At 30.3% G+C, this 18,073-nt stretch carries 15 protein-coding genes, 1 tRNA gene and 1 CRISPR repeat array; of the genes, 9 read left to right on the top strand and 7 right to left on the bottom strand.

The window, feature by feature from the left end:
- Nucleotide 1 precedes the first annotated feature (1 nt).
- The gene (locus MFS40622_RS04970) at nucleotides 2-646 is read left to right on the top strand and encodes a (Fe-S)-binding protein (protein ID WP_048197479.1); all 645 of its coding nucleotides are present in this window, start codon (nucleotides 2-4) and stop codon (nucleotides 644-646) included.
- 19 nt (nucleotides 647-665) lie between these two features.
- Here MFS40622_RS04970 and mcrD read toward each other — a convergent pair whose 3' ends face one another.
- Nucleotides 666-1,148: a methyl-coenzyme M reductase operon protein D gene (gene mcrD / locus MFS40622_RS04965; protein ID WP_012980584.1), complete on the bottom strand. Its 483-nt coding sequence runs from the start codon at nucleotides 1,146-1,148 to the stop codon at nucleotides 666-668.
- A gap of 261 nt (nucleotides 1,149-1,409) precedes the next feature.
- On the opposite strand from mcrD, the gene MFS40622_RS04960 reads away from it, so the two are divergent.
- The 4 genes from MFS40622_RS04960 (at nucleotide 1,410) to MFS40622_RS04945 (ending at nucleotide 5,555) form a co-directional block, all read left to right on the top strand.
- Nucleotides 1,410-2,201: a translation initiation factor IF-2 subunit alpha gene (locus tag MFS40622_RS04960; protein WP_012980583.1), complete on the top strand. Its 792-nt coding sequence runs from the start codon at nucleotides 1,410-1,412 to the stop codon at nucleotides 2,199-2,201.
- 15 nt (nucleotides 2,202-2,216) lie between these two features.
- The gene (locus MFS40622_RS04955; RefSeq protein ID WP_048197478.1) at nucleotides 2,217-2,390 is read left to right on the top strand and encodes an RNA-protein complex protein Nop10; all 174 of its coding nucleotides are present in this window, start codon (nucleotides 2,217-2,219) and stop codon (nucleotides 2,388-2,390) included.
- Nucleotides 2,391-2,568: 178 nt separating this feature from the next.
- Entirely contained in the window at nucleotides 2,569-3,945 is a 1,377-nt protein-coding gene (locus tag MFS40622_RS04950) for a hypothetical protein (protein ID WP_012980581.1), read from the top strand.
- Nucleotides 3,946-4,208: 263 nt separating this feature from the next.
- The gene (locus MFS40622_RS04945) at nucleotides 4,209-5,555 is read left to right on the top strand and encodes a hypothetical protein (RefSeq protein ID WP_012980580.1); all 1,347 of its coding nucleotides are present in this window, start codon (nucleotides 4,209-4,211) and stop codon (nucleotides 5,553-5,555) included.
- Between the two features lie 4 nt (nucleotides 5,556-5,559).
- Here the strand turns inward: MFS40622_RS04945 and MFS40622_RS04940 are convergent, their stop codons facing one another.
- A complete protein-coding gene (locus MFS40622_RS04940) occupies nucleotides 5,560-9,171 on the bottom strand; it encodes a DEAD/DEAH box helicase family protein (RefSeq protein ID WP_012980579.1) in 3,612 nt (1,203 codons plus the stop codon).
- A 103-nt stretch (nucleotides 9,172-9,274) separates the two neighbouring features.
- Here MFS40622_RS04940 and arfB point away from each other — a divergent pair, with 103 nt between their 5' ends.
- Both arfB and MFS40622_RS04930 read left to right on the top strand, forming a co-directional pair.
- The gene (gene arfB / locus MFS40622_RS04935; RefSeq protein WP_048197477.1) at nucleotides 9,275-9,952 is read left to right on the top strand and encodes a 2-amino-5-formylamino-6-ribosylaminopyrimidin-4(3H)-one 5'-monophosphate deformylase; all 678 of its coding nucleotides are present in this window, start codon (nucleotides 9,275-9,277) and stop codon (nucleotides 9,950-9,952) included.
- 4 nt (nucleotides 9,953-9,956) lie between these two features.
- Entirely contained in the window at nucleotides 9,957-10,424 is a 468-nt protein-coding gene (locus MFS40622_RS04930) for a methanogenesis marker 9 domain-containing protein (RefSeq protein ID WP_012980577.1), read from the top strand.
- Here MFS40622_RS04930 and MFS40622_RS04925 read toward each other — a convergent pair.
- Both MFS40622_RS04925 and MFS40622_RS04920 read right to left on the bottom strand, forming a co-directional pair.
- Complete coding sequence (locus tag MFS40622_RS04925) at nucleotides 10,421-11,332, bottom strand: hypothetical protein (RefSeq protein WP_012980576.1); 912 nt, start codon at nucleotides 11,330-11,332, stop codon at nucleotides 10,421-10,423. The genes MFS40622_RS04930 and MFS40622_RS04925 overlap by 4 nt on opposite strands.
- A 19-nt stretch (nucleotides 11,333-11,351) precedes the next feature.
- Nucleotides 11,352-11,440 (bottom strand) — tRNA-Sec (locus tag MFS40622_RS04920).
- A 213-nt stretch (nucleotides 11,441-11,653) separates the two neighbouring features.
- On the opposite strand from MFS40622_RS04920, the gene cdhD reads away from it, so the two are divergent.
- Both cdhD and acsC read left to right on the top strand, forming a co-directional pair.
- Nucleotides 11,654-12,874, top strand: coding sequence for a CO dehydrogenase/acetyl-CoA synthase subunit delta (gene cdhD, locus MFS40622_RS04915; protein ID WP_012980575.1), 1,221 nt, complete (start codon nucleotides 11,654-11,656; stop codon nucleotides 12,872-12,874).
- A gap of 26 nt (nucleotides 12,875-12,900) precedes the next feature.
- Complete coding sequence (gene acsC / locus MFS40622_RS04910) at nucleotides 12,901-14,367, top strand: acetyl-CoA decarbonylase/synthase complex subunit gamma (RefSeq protein ID WP_012980574.1); 1,467 nt, start codon at nucleotides 12,901-12,903, stop codon at nucleotides 14,365-14,367.
- 350 nt (nucleotides 14,368-14,717) lie between these two features.
- Nucleotides 14,718-15,159: direct repeats of the CRISPR family, unit length 26 nt; unit sequence GTTAAAATAAGACCTCTTGGAGGATG.
- 183 nt (nucleotides 15,160-15,342) lie between these two features.
- Here acsC and MFS40622_RS04905 read toward each other — a convergent pair.
- The 3 genes from MFS40622_RS04905 to MFS40622_RS04900 all read right to left on the bottom strand — a co-directional run bounded on the left by MFS40622_RS04905 (nucleotide 15,343) and on the right by MFS40622_RS04900 (nucleotide 18,070).
- Nucleotides 15,343-16,782, bottom strand: coding sequence for a TrkH family potassium uptake protein (locus MFS40622_RS04905; protein ID WP_012980573.1), 1,440 nt, complete (start codon nucleotides 16,780-16,782; stop codon nucleotides 15,343-15,345).
- 3 nt (nucleotides 16,783-16,785) lie between these two features.
- Nucleotides 16,786-16,962: a hypothetical protein gene (locus MFS40622_RS09465; protein ID WP_012980572.1), complete on the bottom strand. Its 177-nt coding sequence runs from the start codon at nucleotides 16,960-16,962 to the stop codon at nucleotides 16,786-16,788.
- 178 nt (nucleotides 16,963-17,140) lie between these two features.
- On the bottom strand, nucleotides 17,141-18,070 hold the full coding sequence (locus MFS40622_RS04900; RefSeq protein ID WP_012980571.1) for a 2-phosphoglycerate kinase: 930 nt from the start codon (nucleotides 18,068-18,070) through the stop codon (nucleotides 17,141-17,143).
- Nucleotides 18,071-18,073 lie beyond the last annotated feature (3 nt).

Below are 18,073 nucleotides of genomic sequence, written 5' to 3'. Positions count from 1 at the left end.
AATGGTTGAAGTAAACGAAATTACCAAATATCTTCCAGGATTCAATTGTGGAGCTTGTGGCTATAAGAGATGTGATTTATTTGCCGAGGCATTATTGAATAAAGATGTAAAATTAGAGGACTGCCCATTTTTGCTTAGAGATAGATATAAAGAAAACTATGAAAAATTAAAAGAGATTTTAAAGATTAAAGGAGAAATTAAAAAACAGGAAAAATACATTGGAGTTATTGATGGATATGAGGCAGATTTTCTATTAAAACCTCTACCAAATGAATGCTCTTGTAGGGAAACACTATTAATTATGGATAAAAAAGAGCTTAAAGTTGGAGATTATATAAGATATAGACCTTTAGGCTGTTCAATTCCACACTTTGCTAAGATAATCGATGAATATCATGGTTTATACATAATCCACGTAGTGGGGCCGTGCCATAGGATAACTGGAGAAAAAATAGAGTATAAAGATGTTGGTATAGCGATAGTTGTTGCATTTGAGGGCATTGTGGAGGGAAAAGTGCCAGAGGTTGGAAAAACCGTAAAATTTATACCAAAACACTGCATGATGCAAAAGGTTCATTCTGGAGTGGTTGTGCAAGTTGAAGGAAAAAGAGTTTATATAGAAGGCATTGATTTGAAAGTATTCTAAATAAAATTTTTTTAATTATTTATTTTATCATCTTTACAGAGTCTTTTAACCTTGCTGATGCATCTACCATACCAATTAATCTTGGGTCTATTCCGCTAACATCTCCATACTTCATATAATCAGTTACAGTTGGTTTTATTTTGGTGAATGCCCCAACATATATATCATATCCATAAGGAAAATTCCTTTTACATATCTCTTCTATTCCATCCATTATCTTTTCAAGTTTTTCCCCTTCAACTGTTATAATTATTTCCCCAACTTTAACCCTCAACTCCATCTCTTCGCCTTTAACCTTAATAACTTTTCTATCTTGATGATTTACTGGTAAACCTCTTGCAGGGCCGAATGGAACAGTCTTTGGCAATGGCTGTCCATGAACTATAACCCTAACAATTCCATCCAAATCGTAAATCTCATTTAACACCTTTTCTGTTGTCTCTGCCTTTAAATACCTGTGTGGAAATATTTTTACATCAATGACCTTTATCTCTTCACTCATAAATTTCACCTCATTTTTCATAATCCTACTTTCTACCTCAACCTTTATAATACTTTCGATGAATTGAGTATTACTTTAAGTAAATTAAAAACTTAAATTTTATTATCCAAATCTATAAATAAAGTTTGGAAATAAACCTAAGTAATATATATCTCTTAAACTCAAATAATAAAAAAGCAAATTCATCAATTCAATCTTTTTATATCACTACATCATAATTAATTTTAAAGAAACAGAATTTAATTTTATGAGGTGTTTATTATGAGAAGAGAATTTCCAGAAGAAGGAGATATAGTCATAGGGACTGTAAAAGACGTTAAACCTTATGGAGCATTTGTAGAGCTTTTAGAATATCCAGGAAAGGAGGGAATGATTCACATCTCTGAGGTTACATCTGGATGGGTTAAAAACATTAGAGACCACGTTAAGGTTGGGCAGAGAGTTGTAGCAAAGGTTTTAAGAGTTGATGAGAGGAAAGGGCATATAGATTTATCTTTAAAGAGAGTTACTGACCAGCAAAAAAGGGCAAAAGTTCAAGAATGGAAGAGATTCCAAAGAGCTTCAAAGATGCTTGAAAGAGCCGCTGAAAAATTGGGTAAGAGCTTAGATGAGGCTTGGGAAGAGGTTGGCTACTTGTTGGAGGATGAGTTTGGAGAACTGTACAATGCCTTTGAAACAATGGTTATTGAAGGAAAAGAAGTTTTAGATGATTTGGAAATAAGTGAAGAATGGAAAAATGTTTTGTATGAGGTTGCTAAGGAGAGTATAGAATTAACAAACGTTGAAGTTGAGGGAATCATTGAGATGAAATCCTATGCCCCAGATGGAATTAAACAAATAAAGAAAGCATTAACAACCGCTTTAAAAGCCAACCCTTATGAGGATGTTGAGGTTAAGATAACCTACATAGGAGCTCCAAAGTATAGGGTCTTAGTTATAGCCCCTGATTACAAGAGTGGAGAAGAGGTTTTAAAGAAGGTTTGTGAAAAGGCAATAGCAACAATTAAAAAACTCGGTGGAGAAGGAACTTACTATAGAGAAAGTAAGAAATAAAAATAAGTGGTAGAGATGAGAATGAAAAAATGCCCAAAATGTGGAACTTACACTTTAAAAGAAATCTGCCCAAAGTGTGGAGAAAAAACCGTAATTCCAAAACCTCCAAAATTTTCTTTAGAGGATAGGTGGGGAAAGTATAGAAGGATGTTAAAGAGAGCTTTAAAAAATAAAAATAAAGTTGGATAATTCTTTTTATTTTAATTTTGAAATTTTTAAATAATGATATTCTTAAATAGAACTGTATTTAACAGAACATCCACCATTTTGATATTACTTTGTTATTATTGGGATAGGAGTCTATATTTCTAATTTTTCAAAATTAAATTATTGTTGGTGTGAATATCAAACTACAAATGGTGAAATTATGACAAGTCCAACCGGAAAGGTTGTTATTGGAGGGGAATATGAAAAGTTATTGTTAAAATTATTGAAAGAATTGGATAATCAAATAGATTCATACTCATTGAAATATGGTGAAGAGGTTTTTCTCTTCCCATTTGCAAAATTTAACGATTTGATAGGCAAGGTTGTTAATAAAGATATAATACCAGAATTAATAGTAAATTGGATTGGATATTTAAATAAATTAGATAATAATAACGACATTATAGATATTGTTAAACACGAATTTAAAAATAGTAGGTTTGAAAAGATTTTATCTACTCACAAAATTGGTACAATAAGCTTAGTTATTGATGAATTTGATAAACTAAATAAAGTATATCCTCATAAAAAGGAATTAAAAGTTAAATATAAAAAAATGAAACAATCTGAACTTTCAAAATGTAATACAGTAATAGTTGATAAAGATTTAGTTAGTGATTTAGAGTCATTAGCCTTAGAACATCTAAAAAAAGAACTTAACAATATAACCAATAAAGATGTTAAAGATTTCGTAGAATTTGTAATATGGTTGCATGAAAATATTATTAAAGATGAAAAAGAATGGAAAAATAATAAAATTTATAAAAATTATAAAGTGTTAGTTGATGAATATATTAAAAAGTATATTAATGAAAACAAGAATAATGTTGATAAAGTAGTAAAAGATAGCTTTGAAATGCTTAAGAAAACATACAAGGCAAACTCACCTCCAACACTACCATTTTCAATAAAAATAGGTAGAATATTAAATAAAAATGAAAATGCTATAAAATTGTCCGTTGGGTTGTATGGGGGAGGTTTTGGATATGGTCCTTTATACTATCTATTAAAAATGTATGTTCATGGAGATGATGAGATTAAAATGTATATTGCTAATCTTATCAAAGATTTTACATACACAGATTTATGTGATGAAGATATTAAAACCGTATTGGACGACTATGCAGAAGCATACATTAAAGTTATTGAGAGCATAAACTCTAATGAGGACGGAGGAAAATCTGATAAAAATGTTAATAAGAATTTACAAAAAGAAATAATGACACTCCGTAAGAAAGTATTTATTGAAGCTGTGAAGCAATTGGGTGAATATTATACACCATATATGTTTGATAGCAATAGACGAAAATCTAAAGGTAGGTTTTATATTGATAAAACCTTAGATAAATTTAAAAAGGCACACTTTATTTTCATAAATGCCGATATAAGGTTTAATAACTCAGTTATTAATGAAAAACACATTAATTATTTTGCACTTGAATTATTGGTTGGTAGTAAGCTACTTTATGATGAAGTTAATGTATATTATATTGATATATCCAAATTATACGAAAATGGTTATAAATCTTACCATTAATTGTCGCTAAGAAAGCACCGCCCTTTAGGGCGGTGATGAATTAGGGGAGGTGGGTGGGACAAGCGTAATTTTTATATATTCGAAGTTAGAATCTAACGATTGTCCCCAGTCCACGTTATTATGGGTGGGATTCAGGCGAAATCAAAGATTTCGCTACCTGAAGCAGAAACTTCAGTCTCGAAAATCCCACCGCTGGGGACGTTAAGTTGGGAAAAGGTAGTCCCGAACCCCGAAAGGGGTAGGGATAGTGGGCTTGGCAACCCATGGAGGGTGAGGGTTTTAAACCCTCTGCTCTCCTAAAGAAACTCCGCCCTTTAGGGCGGAGAGTATGTCATATAAATGATAATAAAGAAATAGATGAAGTGAGGACTGCAATAGCCGCACTATATTTGGCATTGGATATTTACAATTGCATAAAGAAGAACGATGAGCATTATTACATTGTTGTTAATTTGCCACCAAAGAAATCTAACGATAAAACCACAATACACGATTTATACTATCAAATGAAGGAGATTTTAGGTAGTGAAAGAGTTCAAATACAATTTTTAGAAAATTATGATAGAGGAATATTGGGGTATAAGTCAAATAGTAAATTTAATGAGTTTTTAAATTATGCCAATGAATGTTTTGATAATTTAGATGAAGCATGTAAAAAGTTAGACTATATATTTGAATCTTTTAATGGAAAATACTACAAATTGGATGTGTTTAAACTCTATGAAGATGGGGATATAGCATATCCGTTTGTGTATATTGAAGTTGGGGAAGATGTTAAAAAAAGAGAAAAGTATCTTATATCAATACCTACTGTTCTTACAATGGCAAATAACAAAATTAATGATATTCCAAATATTTGTGGAGTATTCAAAAAATCATATTTGCCAAAGGAAAGAAACTTATACTCATCCTTATATCCTTATGAATTCGCAATTAATAATATATGCAAAAATGTTGATTTATGTTATATTACACAATACAATAGGGAATTTGAGTTTGAAGGAAAATCAGAAAAAATAGCTTATTTTGAAATTAAAAGTTTGTTAAATGGTGAATTAAACTACATCATAATACCAACACCATTGGAAGAAGATGGAGATAAATTAAAACTATCCAAATATGCAAAGAAAAAATTAAAAAAATGGGTTGAACCCCACAAAAATGTATTATTAGAGGTTTATAGAGTTAAAGGTATTGAAGAAGCAGAAGAAATGATTAAAAACATTAATACAATTATAAAAGAATATTTTGGTAAAAAATTATTAGAAGACAAAAATGTTTATATAGTTTTAGAAAAAAGTATTTACAGTTGTGATGAAAAGACTGACGATAAAAAACATTTTTGTGTTGTTGAAGGATTAAACAGCATGTTTATTGCAGGGGTGCTTAGGGCTAAAAATAAACATAGAATCTACACTCAAATTGCACGTTGGAAATGCACTCTAAACGATGTTGTAGAAAATATTTTAAAGATGACTTATGTCTTTTCAGAAGACGATGACTTTCCATCAGTAGTTGGATTAAAAAGAATAATAAATCCAGATGCTGTTGAAAAAAGAATAAAAGCAATTTGTTTATTGTGTGGGGGTAAGCTAATAAATAATAAATAAGCAATTAGCCAGACTCAACTAACTTATTTAATCTCGGTATTGGAAGTTGATTTTCACAAATACAATGTGTATAACAAATCTCTCTTATCAATTTCATTACCAATTTATCGTCTTTTCTCGATAGTAATGGATGTGTTGTCAAAATACCAATACTTTTTTTACGTTCATCAAAATCTTTATCCTCAATAGTTAGTTTAACAATGCATTTGTTTATACAATTTCCAACATCCACATTCAATAATGGTGGTATTAAAGCATGCATAAATGGGTATAATTCAGAAACTAACTCTTTATCATCGAATAATGCATTAAATAGATATAATGTCATTATAATATTACAATTTTTCAAAACTTCCCTATATACTTTAGATAAAATGTCATTAACAAAATCTTTCTCATTCAACTTACTGCTCTTAAACTTTTCATCAATGATTTTATGAATTTCAGCTTTTTTATATAATCTAATTTTCCCATCTAAATTTACTTTAATATCTCCATCTTTACATTCTTTAACATTTAGTTCTTTCAGAATTACGTAAGCTAATAGTGATATTCCCTTAGGCATTGTTAAATCTGGATTTTCACAACATTCATTTAATATGTATAAACAATAATCGACTAACCTTTTTAAATGAACTATTCCTCCGACTGCATCATAACCAACAAACAATTTTATATTCTTTATCTGAAATGGAGTAAGCATTGGTGAAGTTACTAAATATAAATTAGATAGTATTGACAAATCCTTCACATTTACATTTACGAAATCATTAACTTTGAAACCACACTGTAATAATGCACTTCTAATTTGTGCAAAAAACTCAACTGCAAAAATGTATGAGCTTAGCAACTTATATTCTGATTTTTTATCATAATTATTGAATAACAATCTGTTCCATGTTTGTAAAGGTAAATACACACATTGCGGTTTTATAACAACATTATCATTTAATATAATATTTTTAAACGTTGATTTAATGTCATAGTACCTATATCTAACTTTTATATTCTTATCTTCATTTTCATCACAAAATATAAAATCCAATGCGTTAATATAGACACTTTTTATTTTAGACCCTCTCAGTCTATTTATAACCTGTCTTATCTTTTCAATGTGTCTAACATCTTTATAAAATGTGGATTCCCATCCCGATTCTGGATATGGTGGGATTATAAACAAAAATTTATGCTTTTCTAATGAGACTCCATAAGCTAAAGATGACGTTCCAATAATATTTATTTTCATATCTTTATCTTTTAATTTTTTTGTAATTCTTTCAGCATCAGTTTGAGAGTGCAATACAACAAACAAATCCCTATTACCATACTCTTTAATTAATTCTCTTTCTAAAACATCGCATAGCATTATATTATCACAATAAAACACTACCTCCCCATTTAATATTGCCTCATCAAACCTATCTTTTAAAGTATTTTTACAGTGTTCAATAATCTTCTTAGCAAATTTTTCCAATAAATCCTCTTTCCTATTAACCTCTACTATTTCACTATTGTGGATATATAAAGTTAAAGGTAGTTTAAAATGCACTTTAAACACTGAAATTGATAAGTTATCTATCTCAAAATTATTGTGGTAATATTGTAATTTGGTGCTCTGTGTTATTTTGTTTTTAATAGTGGTAATATCCTCTTCCTTTTTTAAATAATCATTTATTAAAATATCTTCAACATAAATCTCGTTGCCGTTGATAGTAATATCTTCTCTTTTGATAGTGGTATATAAGTTGGGTTTAACATCCATCGTTATCTTATCATAAAATACTCTTTCCCCATTACTATATTTCTTTACAAATCTTTGTAGTTGATCTACAAAACCTTCTAAGTCCGTTAAGCTTGCATCTGTTATAACAATTTTAGCAAATTTTTCTTCTGGAAATGCTCTTTTTAGTTCGTTTAAGACAACAATTAACTCTAAAATTGATGATTTGACATCATCTGGATTGGCAGAATATTCATCTATAACTATCAAATCAAAATATTGGAAAAATTTTTTATATGCTAACATTTTCTCGGCATCGAATAATCTATTTTTTAATTTTTTATACTCTAATTTATTTTTTAAATCATCTACATATTTAATTTCTGTGTTTATCTGGTTAATTTTTGTTAATATAAATCTCAAAGTTTGTGAAGTTGTTAATATGGCATCATAATTTTCAGATATAAGTTTAAAGAACTTATCACTACTATTCTCTGCATCATAGATTTTATATGCATGAACTCTGTTTTTGGTGGTAAATTCTAATCTCTCTTTTCTATAACACTTTGCAACTTTGAGTTTTTCATCGTTATTTCTTCTTAGACCATTTAGTCTATTAAACATCTCATTGATGATAATTTTTCTCGGAGTGATTAATAATATTTTGGCATTAGTGCTTTTTAAGTAATCCTCTAAAACAGAGTTCTTACCAACTCCCTGCCCTGAAGCATTTATTATAATATCATCATCACTATTTAACAATTCACTAAATTTATATCTATGGAAACCTCTTGATAATAACAAAGTTGCTTCATCAGAACGAATTTTGTAAGGTTTTAATTTTATTTTGCTAAAACCCTTATATTCTTTTATATACCCAATGACATCATTTCCAATAATTAATTTCCCGTCTTCTTTTTTAATGTAGTAATCTCCACTACTAAGATGTTTTTTATAATCTAAAATACCAAAACGCTCATTACGTTCAAAATATTCATTTTTTGATAATTTGTTAATAAGCTCCTCATGAAATTTGAGCAATTCATATTGTAATTTATCACTATTGTCATAGTAATATATTTTTAGTGGAGTAATCCAATAGATTTTTTGAACTTTGAGTTTTTTAGCGTATCTCATAATTTTAAAGAGTTTATTTTGAGTATTGGCAATATGCATAAAATGAGATGGAGTAACGTATTCTGGGATATGTAGTTTTTCCAAAAATTTTCCTTCATTAACTGTTATCAAATTCATATTTTCGTTAAATATATCTCCCATATTTAAGGCATTTAAGAGTTGTTTTGGAGCTTTTAAGTCCCCAACAGCTAAAAAATTTTTAGCTTCATTTTCAGTTTCATCTTCATCCACAATTATAATATCTGGTTTTAAGTATTCAATATCATCTTTAATCCCAATATCACACCATATTTCTAAATTTTTGTTTGGGAAATGTTTATTAATTGCCTCAATAAATACCATCGAAGTATGTAAGGCGGAGTATAAAATAATATACAGATTTGTATATTCTAAATTAGAAATTAATTCGTTAGCATTTGAGATTTTCTCCGTGAATGAGCTTTCTTTAGTAGAATAATATTTTTTAAAATCTTTTAATATATCTTCTAAATTCTCTTCTATCACATCCTTTATAGATTTGAACGTTGTAGTGTGATAATCCAAATCTTTATAGAATTGTAGTATGTTGGAATAGTATTTCACATCTAATTTAGATTTTGGACCTCTATAATATTTCCTACAGTCATCATAATACTCATCATAAATGCCTACTCCCTCAACTTCATAGCACTTAGCATTTTTATATAATAAACCAGCTTCAAAACAATATTGGAAAAATACTCCATTGATTGTAGATTCATAGAAATTATTTAAGTTCATAAATCACCACCAATTTCTAACATGATGAGAGAATATTTATATTTAAATATAAAATGTGTAATATAACCTTTATGTATGAGATTTAATGATATATTGGGATAACATGCAACTTAGATTATCATCTGGCAATATATTGAACGAAAAAGTTCATAAAATAGGAATTATAGCCCTTGGCTCGTTCTTAGAAAACCATGGAGCTGTTTTGCCAATAGACACTGATATAAAGATAGCCTCCTATATAGCTTTAAAGGCATCTATTTTAACTGGAGCTAAGTTTTTGGGAGTTGTTATTCCATCAACTGAATATGAGTATGTTAAACACGGCATTCACAACAAACCAGAGGATGTTTATAGCTATTTGAGGTTTTTGATAAATGAGGGTAAGAAAATTGGTATAGAGAAGTTTTTGATAGTCAATTGTCATGGAGGGAATGTATTAGTTGAAAGTTTTTTAAAAGATTTGGAGTATGAGTTTGATGTAAAGGTTGAGATGATAAATATAACCTTTACTCACGCCTCAACTGAGGAGGTTTCTGTTGGTTATGTTATGGGGATAGCTAAAGCTGATAAAGAAACTTTGAAAGAGCACAACAACTTTAACAAATACCCAGAGGTTGGTATGGTCGGATTAAAAGAGGCAAGAGAAAACAATAAAGCAATAGATGAAGAGGCAAAAGTCGTTGAAAAGTTTGGAGTTAAGTTAGATAAAGAACTTGGAGAGAAAATTCTAAAAGAAAGTATTGATAAAGTTATTGAAAAAATAAAAGAAATGATAAGGTGAAATTATGGGCTGGGAGAATGCTCCTTCACATATATGTAGAGGAGGAGATTTGAGAGGTTTAGCCTTCTGCTGTCCTCCTATAAAATACTGTCCTATCCATAAAGCTTTAGCTATATTGAAAATGTCTCCAGAGGAGTTTATAAGAATAAAAGAAGAGTTTGGAAAAAGAACAAAACTCGGCTTAGGGGAAAACACTTGCTTTGGTAGTTTAGTGTGGTGTTGCAAAATAACAAAACCTTGCCCTTATAGAGATTATGAGCTTGCTAAAAATAACATAAGCCCTGATGAATACATGGAGCTAAAAAAAGAGCTTGCTGAGGAAATTATAAAAAATAGTCAGTTTTTTAAAGAGGCAGTAGATGTCTTTGTTAAAAAAGGTATTCCAAAAGATATTGCTGAAAAATGCATCTTAGAAACTGGGGATTTAAAGAAAGCCTATGAAATGGCTATAAAAATGATAGACAAAGATTAAGATGTTGTTATCCTATTTTCTTCAAATGATTTAAACATATCATACTCCTCTTTTGATAACTTATAAATGTAATATTTAACATCTTCAACTATACACATACTCTTTAGCAATCTGTAGCTTTTATCTCCATCATATTCATTTAAAAATGCATACACTGGCTTTCCATCTTTAGCTATAATGTATCCGATTTCACTGCCTTCAATCTTAATTAAACATGTTCCGTAAGATAGGGCATCAATTAATGAGGCATTTTCTAAAATCTCTGGTTTTTTCTGGGCTGTTATCTTCTTAACAACATCATTAATTGATTCTCCAAACAATAAAACGCCTTTGGGGTATTGATTTTTTAAAGAATTTAACTCTTTATCAGATGTTCTCTCAATTTTTGCACTTATCTCACTCACGGCAAATGTTGTTTTTAGTTTGCTAATTGCTCTTTTTCCAAACAATGTTTTCTTTCCAAAATATACGGCAAAAACTTCTTTTTTGTTTTTGTAAATAATCACTGCCTTTTCATTTTTGAATCTTTTTGGCATAAAAATAACTTTATTTATGTAAGTTAAATATTTGAATATATCATTATAAGAATTCAAAATAACTTCATCTTCAAAAACCAAACTTAGCTTAGAAATTTCAACAATGGGCTTATCTGGTTTAAAATTTCTAAGAGCAGTTTTCACTTCCTCTTCATTCCCTTGATAAATCTCTATCAAAAATTCCTCTGGAATTTGTGAAAATATCTCCTCTAAACTTTTTTCTCTACCATTTAGCTTTGATGAGATAAGTTTTGAGTTAATATAATATAAAAGAGCATTATCTATTCTAATAATTCCCGTAAAATCAGCCAATCCAGAAATAATTTCTTTTAAATCTTCAATTCTCCCAAATTTTGAATATACTTTTTCCATAATCTCACAAAAAATATAACGGCGCAGGGGGGGAATCGAACCCCGAGGGCTCTCGCCCTCGACGGATCTGAAGTCCGCCCCGGGCTACCAAGCCCGGTACCCCGCGCCACATAATGAGTAGTATTATTGATAGACACCAAAAATATATAAAAGTTTTTCATACAAATTATGATGTAGCTATTAAGATATCTAATAACAAATATCCTTTGGCAATCTTAAGATAAACTAAAATATTCTTTATTTTTTGAAAATTTTCCTTTAAGAAATTGAAATAATAATGTTTATATATGAAGTTTTGCAATAACTTAATTTTAATCTATAATGATTTATAATGACAGATTGGGTGAGGTTATGGATTTAAATGCTTTAATAAAAATCATCGAAAAAGTTGGTAGAATTGAAATTGAAAACATAACAATTACAGCAGATGAATTAATCATAAATATTCCATCAGCTCCGCCAATAGTTATCCCTCAAACACCATCAATAAAAGAGAAATTAGCTGACGAAGGAATTATAGAAATTAAAGATGTCCCAGAGTTAGATTGGGAACCTCCAGTTGAAAAATATCCGGGTTATATAAGAGAAGTCCAATTTGGAAAACCAAAATCAGAGGGAGGAAGAGGAAAAGTTGTAAAAATCGGAGGGCAAAAAGCTTTATACAGATTTGAAGAACCACAACCAAACCCTCCAGTTGTTACATTCGATATATTCGATATCCCAATGCCTGGACTACCAAAACCAATTAGAGAATTTTTCCAAGATGTTATGGAAGACCCATGCGAATGGGCAAAGAAGTGTGTTAAAGAATTTGGGGCAGATATGATAACAATCCACCACATTTCAACAGACCCAAAAATTAAAGATAAGAGCCCAAAAGAAGCTGCAAAATTAATGGAAGATTTATTGCAGGCAGTTGACGTTCCATTTGTTATTGGAGGTAGTGGAAATCCTCAAAAAGACCCGTTAGTTTTAGAGGCGTGTGCTGAAGTTGCAGAAGGAGATAGATGTTTATTAGCTTCAGCAAACTTGGAGTTGGATTATAAAAAAATTGTTGATGCAGCTATGAAATACGACCATAATGTATTGGCATGGAGTATTATGGATCCAAACATGGCAAGAGATTTAAATAGAAAGTTAGTTGAAGCTGGTTTAGACCCAAATAGGATAGTTATGGATCCAACAACATGTGCTTTAGGTTATGGAATAGAGTTTTCGATTAATGCGATGGTTAGATTGAGGTTGAATGGATTGAAAGGGGATGAATTAGTTAATATGCCAATGTCTTCTGGAACAACAAATGCTATTGGAGCAAGAGAGGCATGGATGGCCAACAAAGAGTGGGGACCAAGAGAGTATAGATTACCATTATGGGAGATAACAACTGGAATTACAATGATGATGTGTGGAGTTGATTTGTTCATGATGCTCAATCCAATATCAGTTAAAACCCTAAAAGAGATTGGAAAAACACTAACGACTAAACCTGGAGAGGTTAAGCTAAACACCAATAACTACGAGTGGATTACAGCAAAAGCATAAATTTTTATTAATTTAAAGGTGATAAAATGCCTAAAAAAGTTAGTGCAATGGATATTTATAAGTTATTACCAAAAACAAACTGTAAAAAATGTGGTCAGCCATCTTGTATGGCATTTGCTACAAAATTGTTGGAGAAAGAAGTTACAATTGACCAATGTCCAATTCTAAATACACCAAAATTTGAAAAAAATAAAAAGAAGATTATAGAGCTCATCTCTCCACCTGTAAAGGAAGTATGGTTTGGAAATGAAGAAAGAAAGGCAGTTATGGGTGGAGACGAAGTAATGTATAGATATCAGTTATCGTTCTTCAACCCTACACCAATTGGTATTGATATTAGCGATGAGTTGAGTGAAGAAGAAATTAAAAATAGGGCTAAAGAGATAGAGAACTTTGTATTTGAAAGAACCGGAGAAAAACTAAAATTAGACTTTATTGTTATAAGAAATGCTTCCGGAGATGTTGAGAAATTCAAAAAAGCTATAGAGATAGTTGAGAAAGAAACAAAGATGCCTATCTGTATCGCCTCCCTAAATCCAGAGGTTATAAAAGAAGCTTTAAAGGTTGTTAAATCAAAACCAATGGTTTATGCTGCAACAAAAGAGACATTAAATGACTTCATAAAAGCCATTAAAGAGCTTAAAAAAGATGTTGTTTTGGTGTTATCATCAAATAATGTTAAAGATTTAAAGAACATGGCTGCAAAGTGCTTAGCTAATGGTATTGAAGATTTGGTTTTAGAACCTCACACTTACCCAGAGAATATTGCTGAAACATTAGATTTGAATGTGATGATTAGAAGAAGTGCCATTGAGAAGGAGGATAAATACTTAGGCTTTCCAATATTGAATTTGCCAATTAACGCTTATTATTACGCTTTAAATAATGAATGCCCAATATCTGGATTTTTTGAGGATAAAGAGGTTGTAGCTAAGATGTTTGAAGCTACAATAGCCAATACGTTGATGAATAGATATGCAGATGCCTTAATTATGCATGGAACAGATATATGGGAGCTAATGCCAGTATTAACATTGAGACAGTGCATCTACACTGACCCAAGAAAACCACAAGCAGTTGAGCCAGGATTGTATCCAATCGGTAATCCAGATGAGAACAGCCCAGTTATATTAACAACTAACTTTTCATTAACATTCTATACAGTTACAGGAGACTTTGAGAAAGATAACGTTACCTGCTGGCTATTAGTGATGGACACAGGAGGAAGGGCAGTTGATGTCTCAGTTGCAGGAGGGCAGTATAATGGTGAAAACGCCAAAAAATTAATTGAAGAAACAGGAATCGCTGATAAAGTTAGCCATAGGATAATAATATTACCAGCATTAGCAGCTTCTACAAGGGGAGATATTGAAGATAAAACTGGTTGGACCTGTGTTGTTGGAACAAGAGATTCGTCCCAAGTTGGTGACTTCTTAAGGAAAAACTGGAATAAGATATTAAAAGAATGGAAGGAGAAGAACCAAACCACATAAATCACATTATTTAATTTTAATTATTTTAAAATCTAAATTTTCTTATTTAGAGGGTTTTTATTTAATTTCTAAGGGTATAGTGATTTGATTATTTTAAATATTTATGTTAATTAAATTATTCAGATTTTTAAAATTTAAGATTGGATAATTGGCTAAATAAGAATTCTCTAACTAATAAGTCGAATCTTCAAATTTAGAAAGATAAAAATGCTCTATTTTATTGATGATGGAAAAGCTTATATAGCGTTGGGTTTATAAATAAAGGTAGTTATTTGCCCTTAGAAAAATATGGTTCCGAAAAGCTTAAATATTAGAAGAACAATAAAAAATTAATTGTGAATGATTGCCCTGTTAAAATAAGACCTCTTGGAGGATGGAAACTTATTACATCTAACTTCATTCTTTCACCCCGAGCAAGTTAAAATAAGACCTCTTGGAGGATGGAAACTAGTGTCTCAAACTCCTCTTTATTATTTCTTGAATAGTTAAAATAAGACCTCTTGGAGGATGGAAACTTATAAGCTAAAAGATTAGTAAATAATTTTCTAAAATGGTTAAAATCAGACCTCTTGGAGGATGGAAACTCAAATATATCTTGTGGCATTCCAGAAGGAACATCATCTATGTTAAAATCAGACCTCTTGGAGGAGGATGGAAATTGTTTTCGTGCCGTAATCCTTACATCTCCTTTAAAAATGTTAAAATCAGACCTCTTGGAGGATGGAAACATGCTAACTTTAAGGTTATATTCTTCAAGTAATTTTGAGTTAAAATCAGACCTCTTGGAGGATATTCTCTTTTTAAACCATTAAAATCAAAAAATTAAAAAGCTATTTTTATCTTCTACTTAGTAATACTCACACATTTAAATATATAATAAACTATTTAAATTAGTAATACTAAAAGAGAAAAAATCCCGAGAAAATTTTTCAACTAGTATTAAAAAGTAATAAAAAATTCTAATTCTAAAAAGTTTTAATGGGTTTTCTTTCGCTTATTAATAGTTTTTTCTAAATTTAAATACAATGTGGCAAATAAAACAAGTACTGGGATGATTTCTAATCTACCAATCCACATAGCTATAATTCCAGCTATTTTTCCAATTATTGGAGTTTTTAAGGTAACCACTCCCAAAGATATGCCTATATTTGAAGTAAAAGAAATGGCATCGAATATTGAATCATAAGGGCTATATCCCAAAGCTATAAATATTAAAGCTGTTAAGAACGAAGATAAACAGTATAAAAAGAATACGACAAATGCTTCTCTAACTATATTATAATCTAAATCAATACCATTAAGGTGTTCATGGATTACAGCTGATTTTGGATATATAATTTCTTTTATTTCATACCAGAGGGCTTTTAGTATAACTAAAAATCTTATTATCTTAACCCCTCCAGTTGTTGTTCCTGCTCCTCCACCAATCAGCATTAAAAAGATGATTAAAAATAGAGATAGAGCTGAAAGATTGCCTATATTTATAGTGGTGAATCCAGTTGATGTCATTGCTGAAACTACAGTAAAAAGAGAATCAATTATTGGAACTTTATCTTTTATTGAGATAATTATAGAAATGATTGGTATGATAATTAACGCATACTTTGTTTGAATATCATTAAAATACTTCCCAGTTAATATTCTATGGTGAATAGAAAAGGAGATAACTCCTCCAACCATCATTATACCAATCATAACAATTTTAGCGAAATCGTTATATGGAAAGCTATAATTGCTTATACTCATTCCTCCAGTACTAATACCTGTCATCGTCAAATTTAAAGCATCCCAAAAACTTAATCCAGATAAATACAATAAAAGAACTCCTAAAATAGTATATAGAACATAAATCCAAATGATGGTTTTTATTGTTCCTATGGCACTTGGCATTATTCTCTCCTGTCTTGCCTCAGATGTATATAACAAATATGCAACAGTCCCAGACCTTGCTAAAACTAATGCTGATAAAACCAATATCCCAACTCCACCAATCCACTGCTGAAAGCTCCTCCAAAATAAAATAGATTTTGGTAAAACTTCAACATTTGGAATTAAAGTCATTCCTGTTGTTGTCCAGGCAGACATGCTTTCATAAACTGCATCAACATAAGAAAAATAATGTATGGATAAGTATAAAGGTATGGCCCCTATAAAAGAGGCAATTAACCAGGATAATGCAGAAGCAACCATAGTATGATGTAATTTTAAAACTCTTGGCTTGGTAATCCTTTTTAAAATAAAACCAAAAATAGTAAAAAACAGCCCTGGAATTAAAAAATCTAAAAGAGTATTCTCATCATAATATATTGAAACTATGCAAGGGACTAATGTAAACACTCCAATAATTTGTATAATGCCTCCCAAAATGTGAAAAATCCCCTCAATATCTTTTTTTGTTAGTCTGCAAATCCCCATATTTTAACCCATAGAAACATTTATTTTCACAATATCCTTTTTATATTTTATATGCTCTTTAACTAAAACAACATCATTATCATACTTCTCCACTGAAAAATCCACTGTTCTGGATATATTGTAATATTTGAGTTTTGGATTTTCATCAGTATAGGATTTATTTCCATATTCTTTGAGCATTTTATTGTAAAACTCCTTAAATGCTTCTTTATTTTTAAATATCCAGAATCGTGCTTTTATTTATTTCTATCTCTTTAAAACTAAAATTTGATAAATTAAAGTAGATTCCAAAAATTATAACGATAGAAATTAAAAGAACTTCAATAAAAATATTTTTGTTCATTTTATCATCTTTCTGTTATAAATTTTCCTCTAACATATCTTCCTCACTCAAACCCTCCAACTCAATCATTGTTTTTAATCTCTCAGTAATTATATTTAGGCACTTATCAACAGTTTCACTAATATTTATGTTCTCAACAACTGGGACACCTTTTTTCTTTGCCGTTTCAACCATATAATCGTTTATCATTCTAATGATTTTAAAGTATTTTAGATACCTCTCAGTAGGTCTCCTCGAAACCCTTCCCCTTGCATAGAACCTCATTTTATGTAACTCCTCATTATAAATTGTTAGCATAATAAAGACGATGTGAGAGTTCTCCAAATATTTATCCTTTAATAATGTTGGAATTAAGTGAGTTCCCTCAATAATTACACTCTGCCCTTCAACCAAACATCTATCTATAAGCCCCTCCACCCCAGTTAATACTGCCTCAGAGTGCCTCTCAAACCCTTTAATGTATTTGTTGCCCTCATCATCCCTCAAAACCTTCCAGGCTGTATAACTTGATTCATAGAGAGTTGGAATTAAATCTCTTGATATGACTTTCCTCATAATCTCCCTTATGGAATCAGTTCCAATAACGCTTGGAATCCCCAATCTTGAGGCAATCTCAAAGGCAATAGTTGAAGTTCCAACCCCACTCGCTCCACCAATTAGGATAACTATTGGCCTCCTATCTAAGACCATTCTCCATAGTAGATATTTTTTAGCAACTTCATCGTAATTTTTTGAAATTAGGTAATAATAAACTCTTCTCCTCAAATCAGCTTTATCTATAACTCTGATATTCTCTTTTTTTAGCATTTCATAGATGTCCCAAGCTATTCTATAGGCAATACTTGGTTTTAAACCTGCAGCAGTTAAAGACCTTGCTAAAATACCCTTTGAAAATGGCATCTCATAGGATTTTCCCCTCACAATAATATCATTCTGCAAATTCATTAT

The organism is Methanocaldococcus sp. FS406-22, from assembly GCF_000025525.1.
Classification (GTDB): Archaea; AGJL01; Methanococci; order Methanococcales; family Methanocaldococcaceae; genus Methanocaldococcus.
Note: the sequence above shows the minus strand (reverse complement) of the source record. Positions and strands in the feature narration are given on the sequence as shown.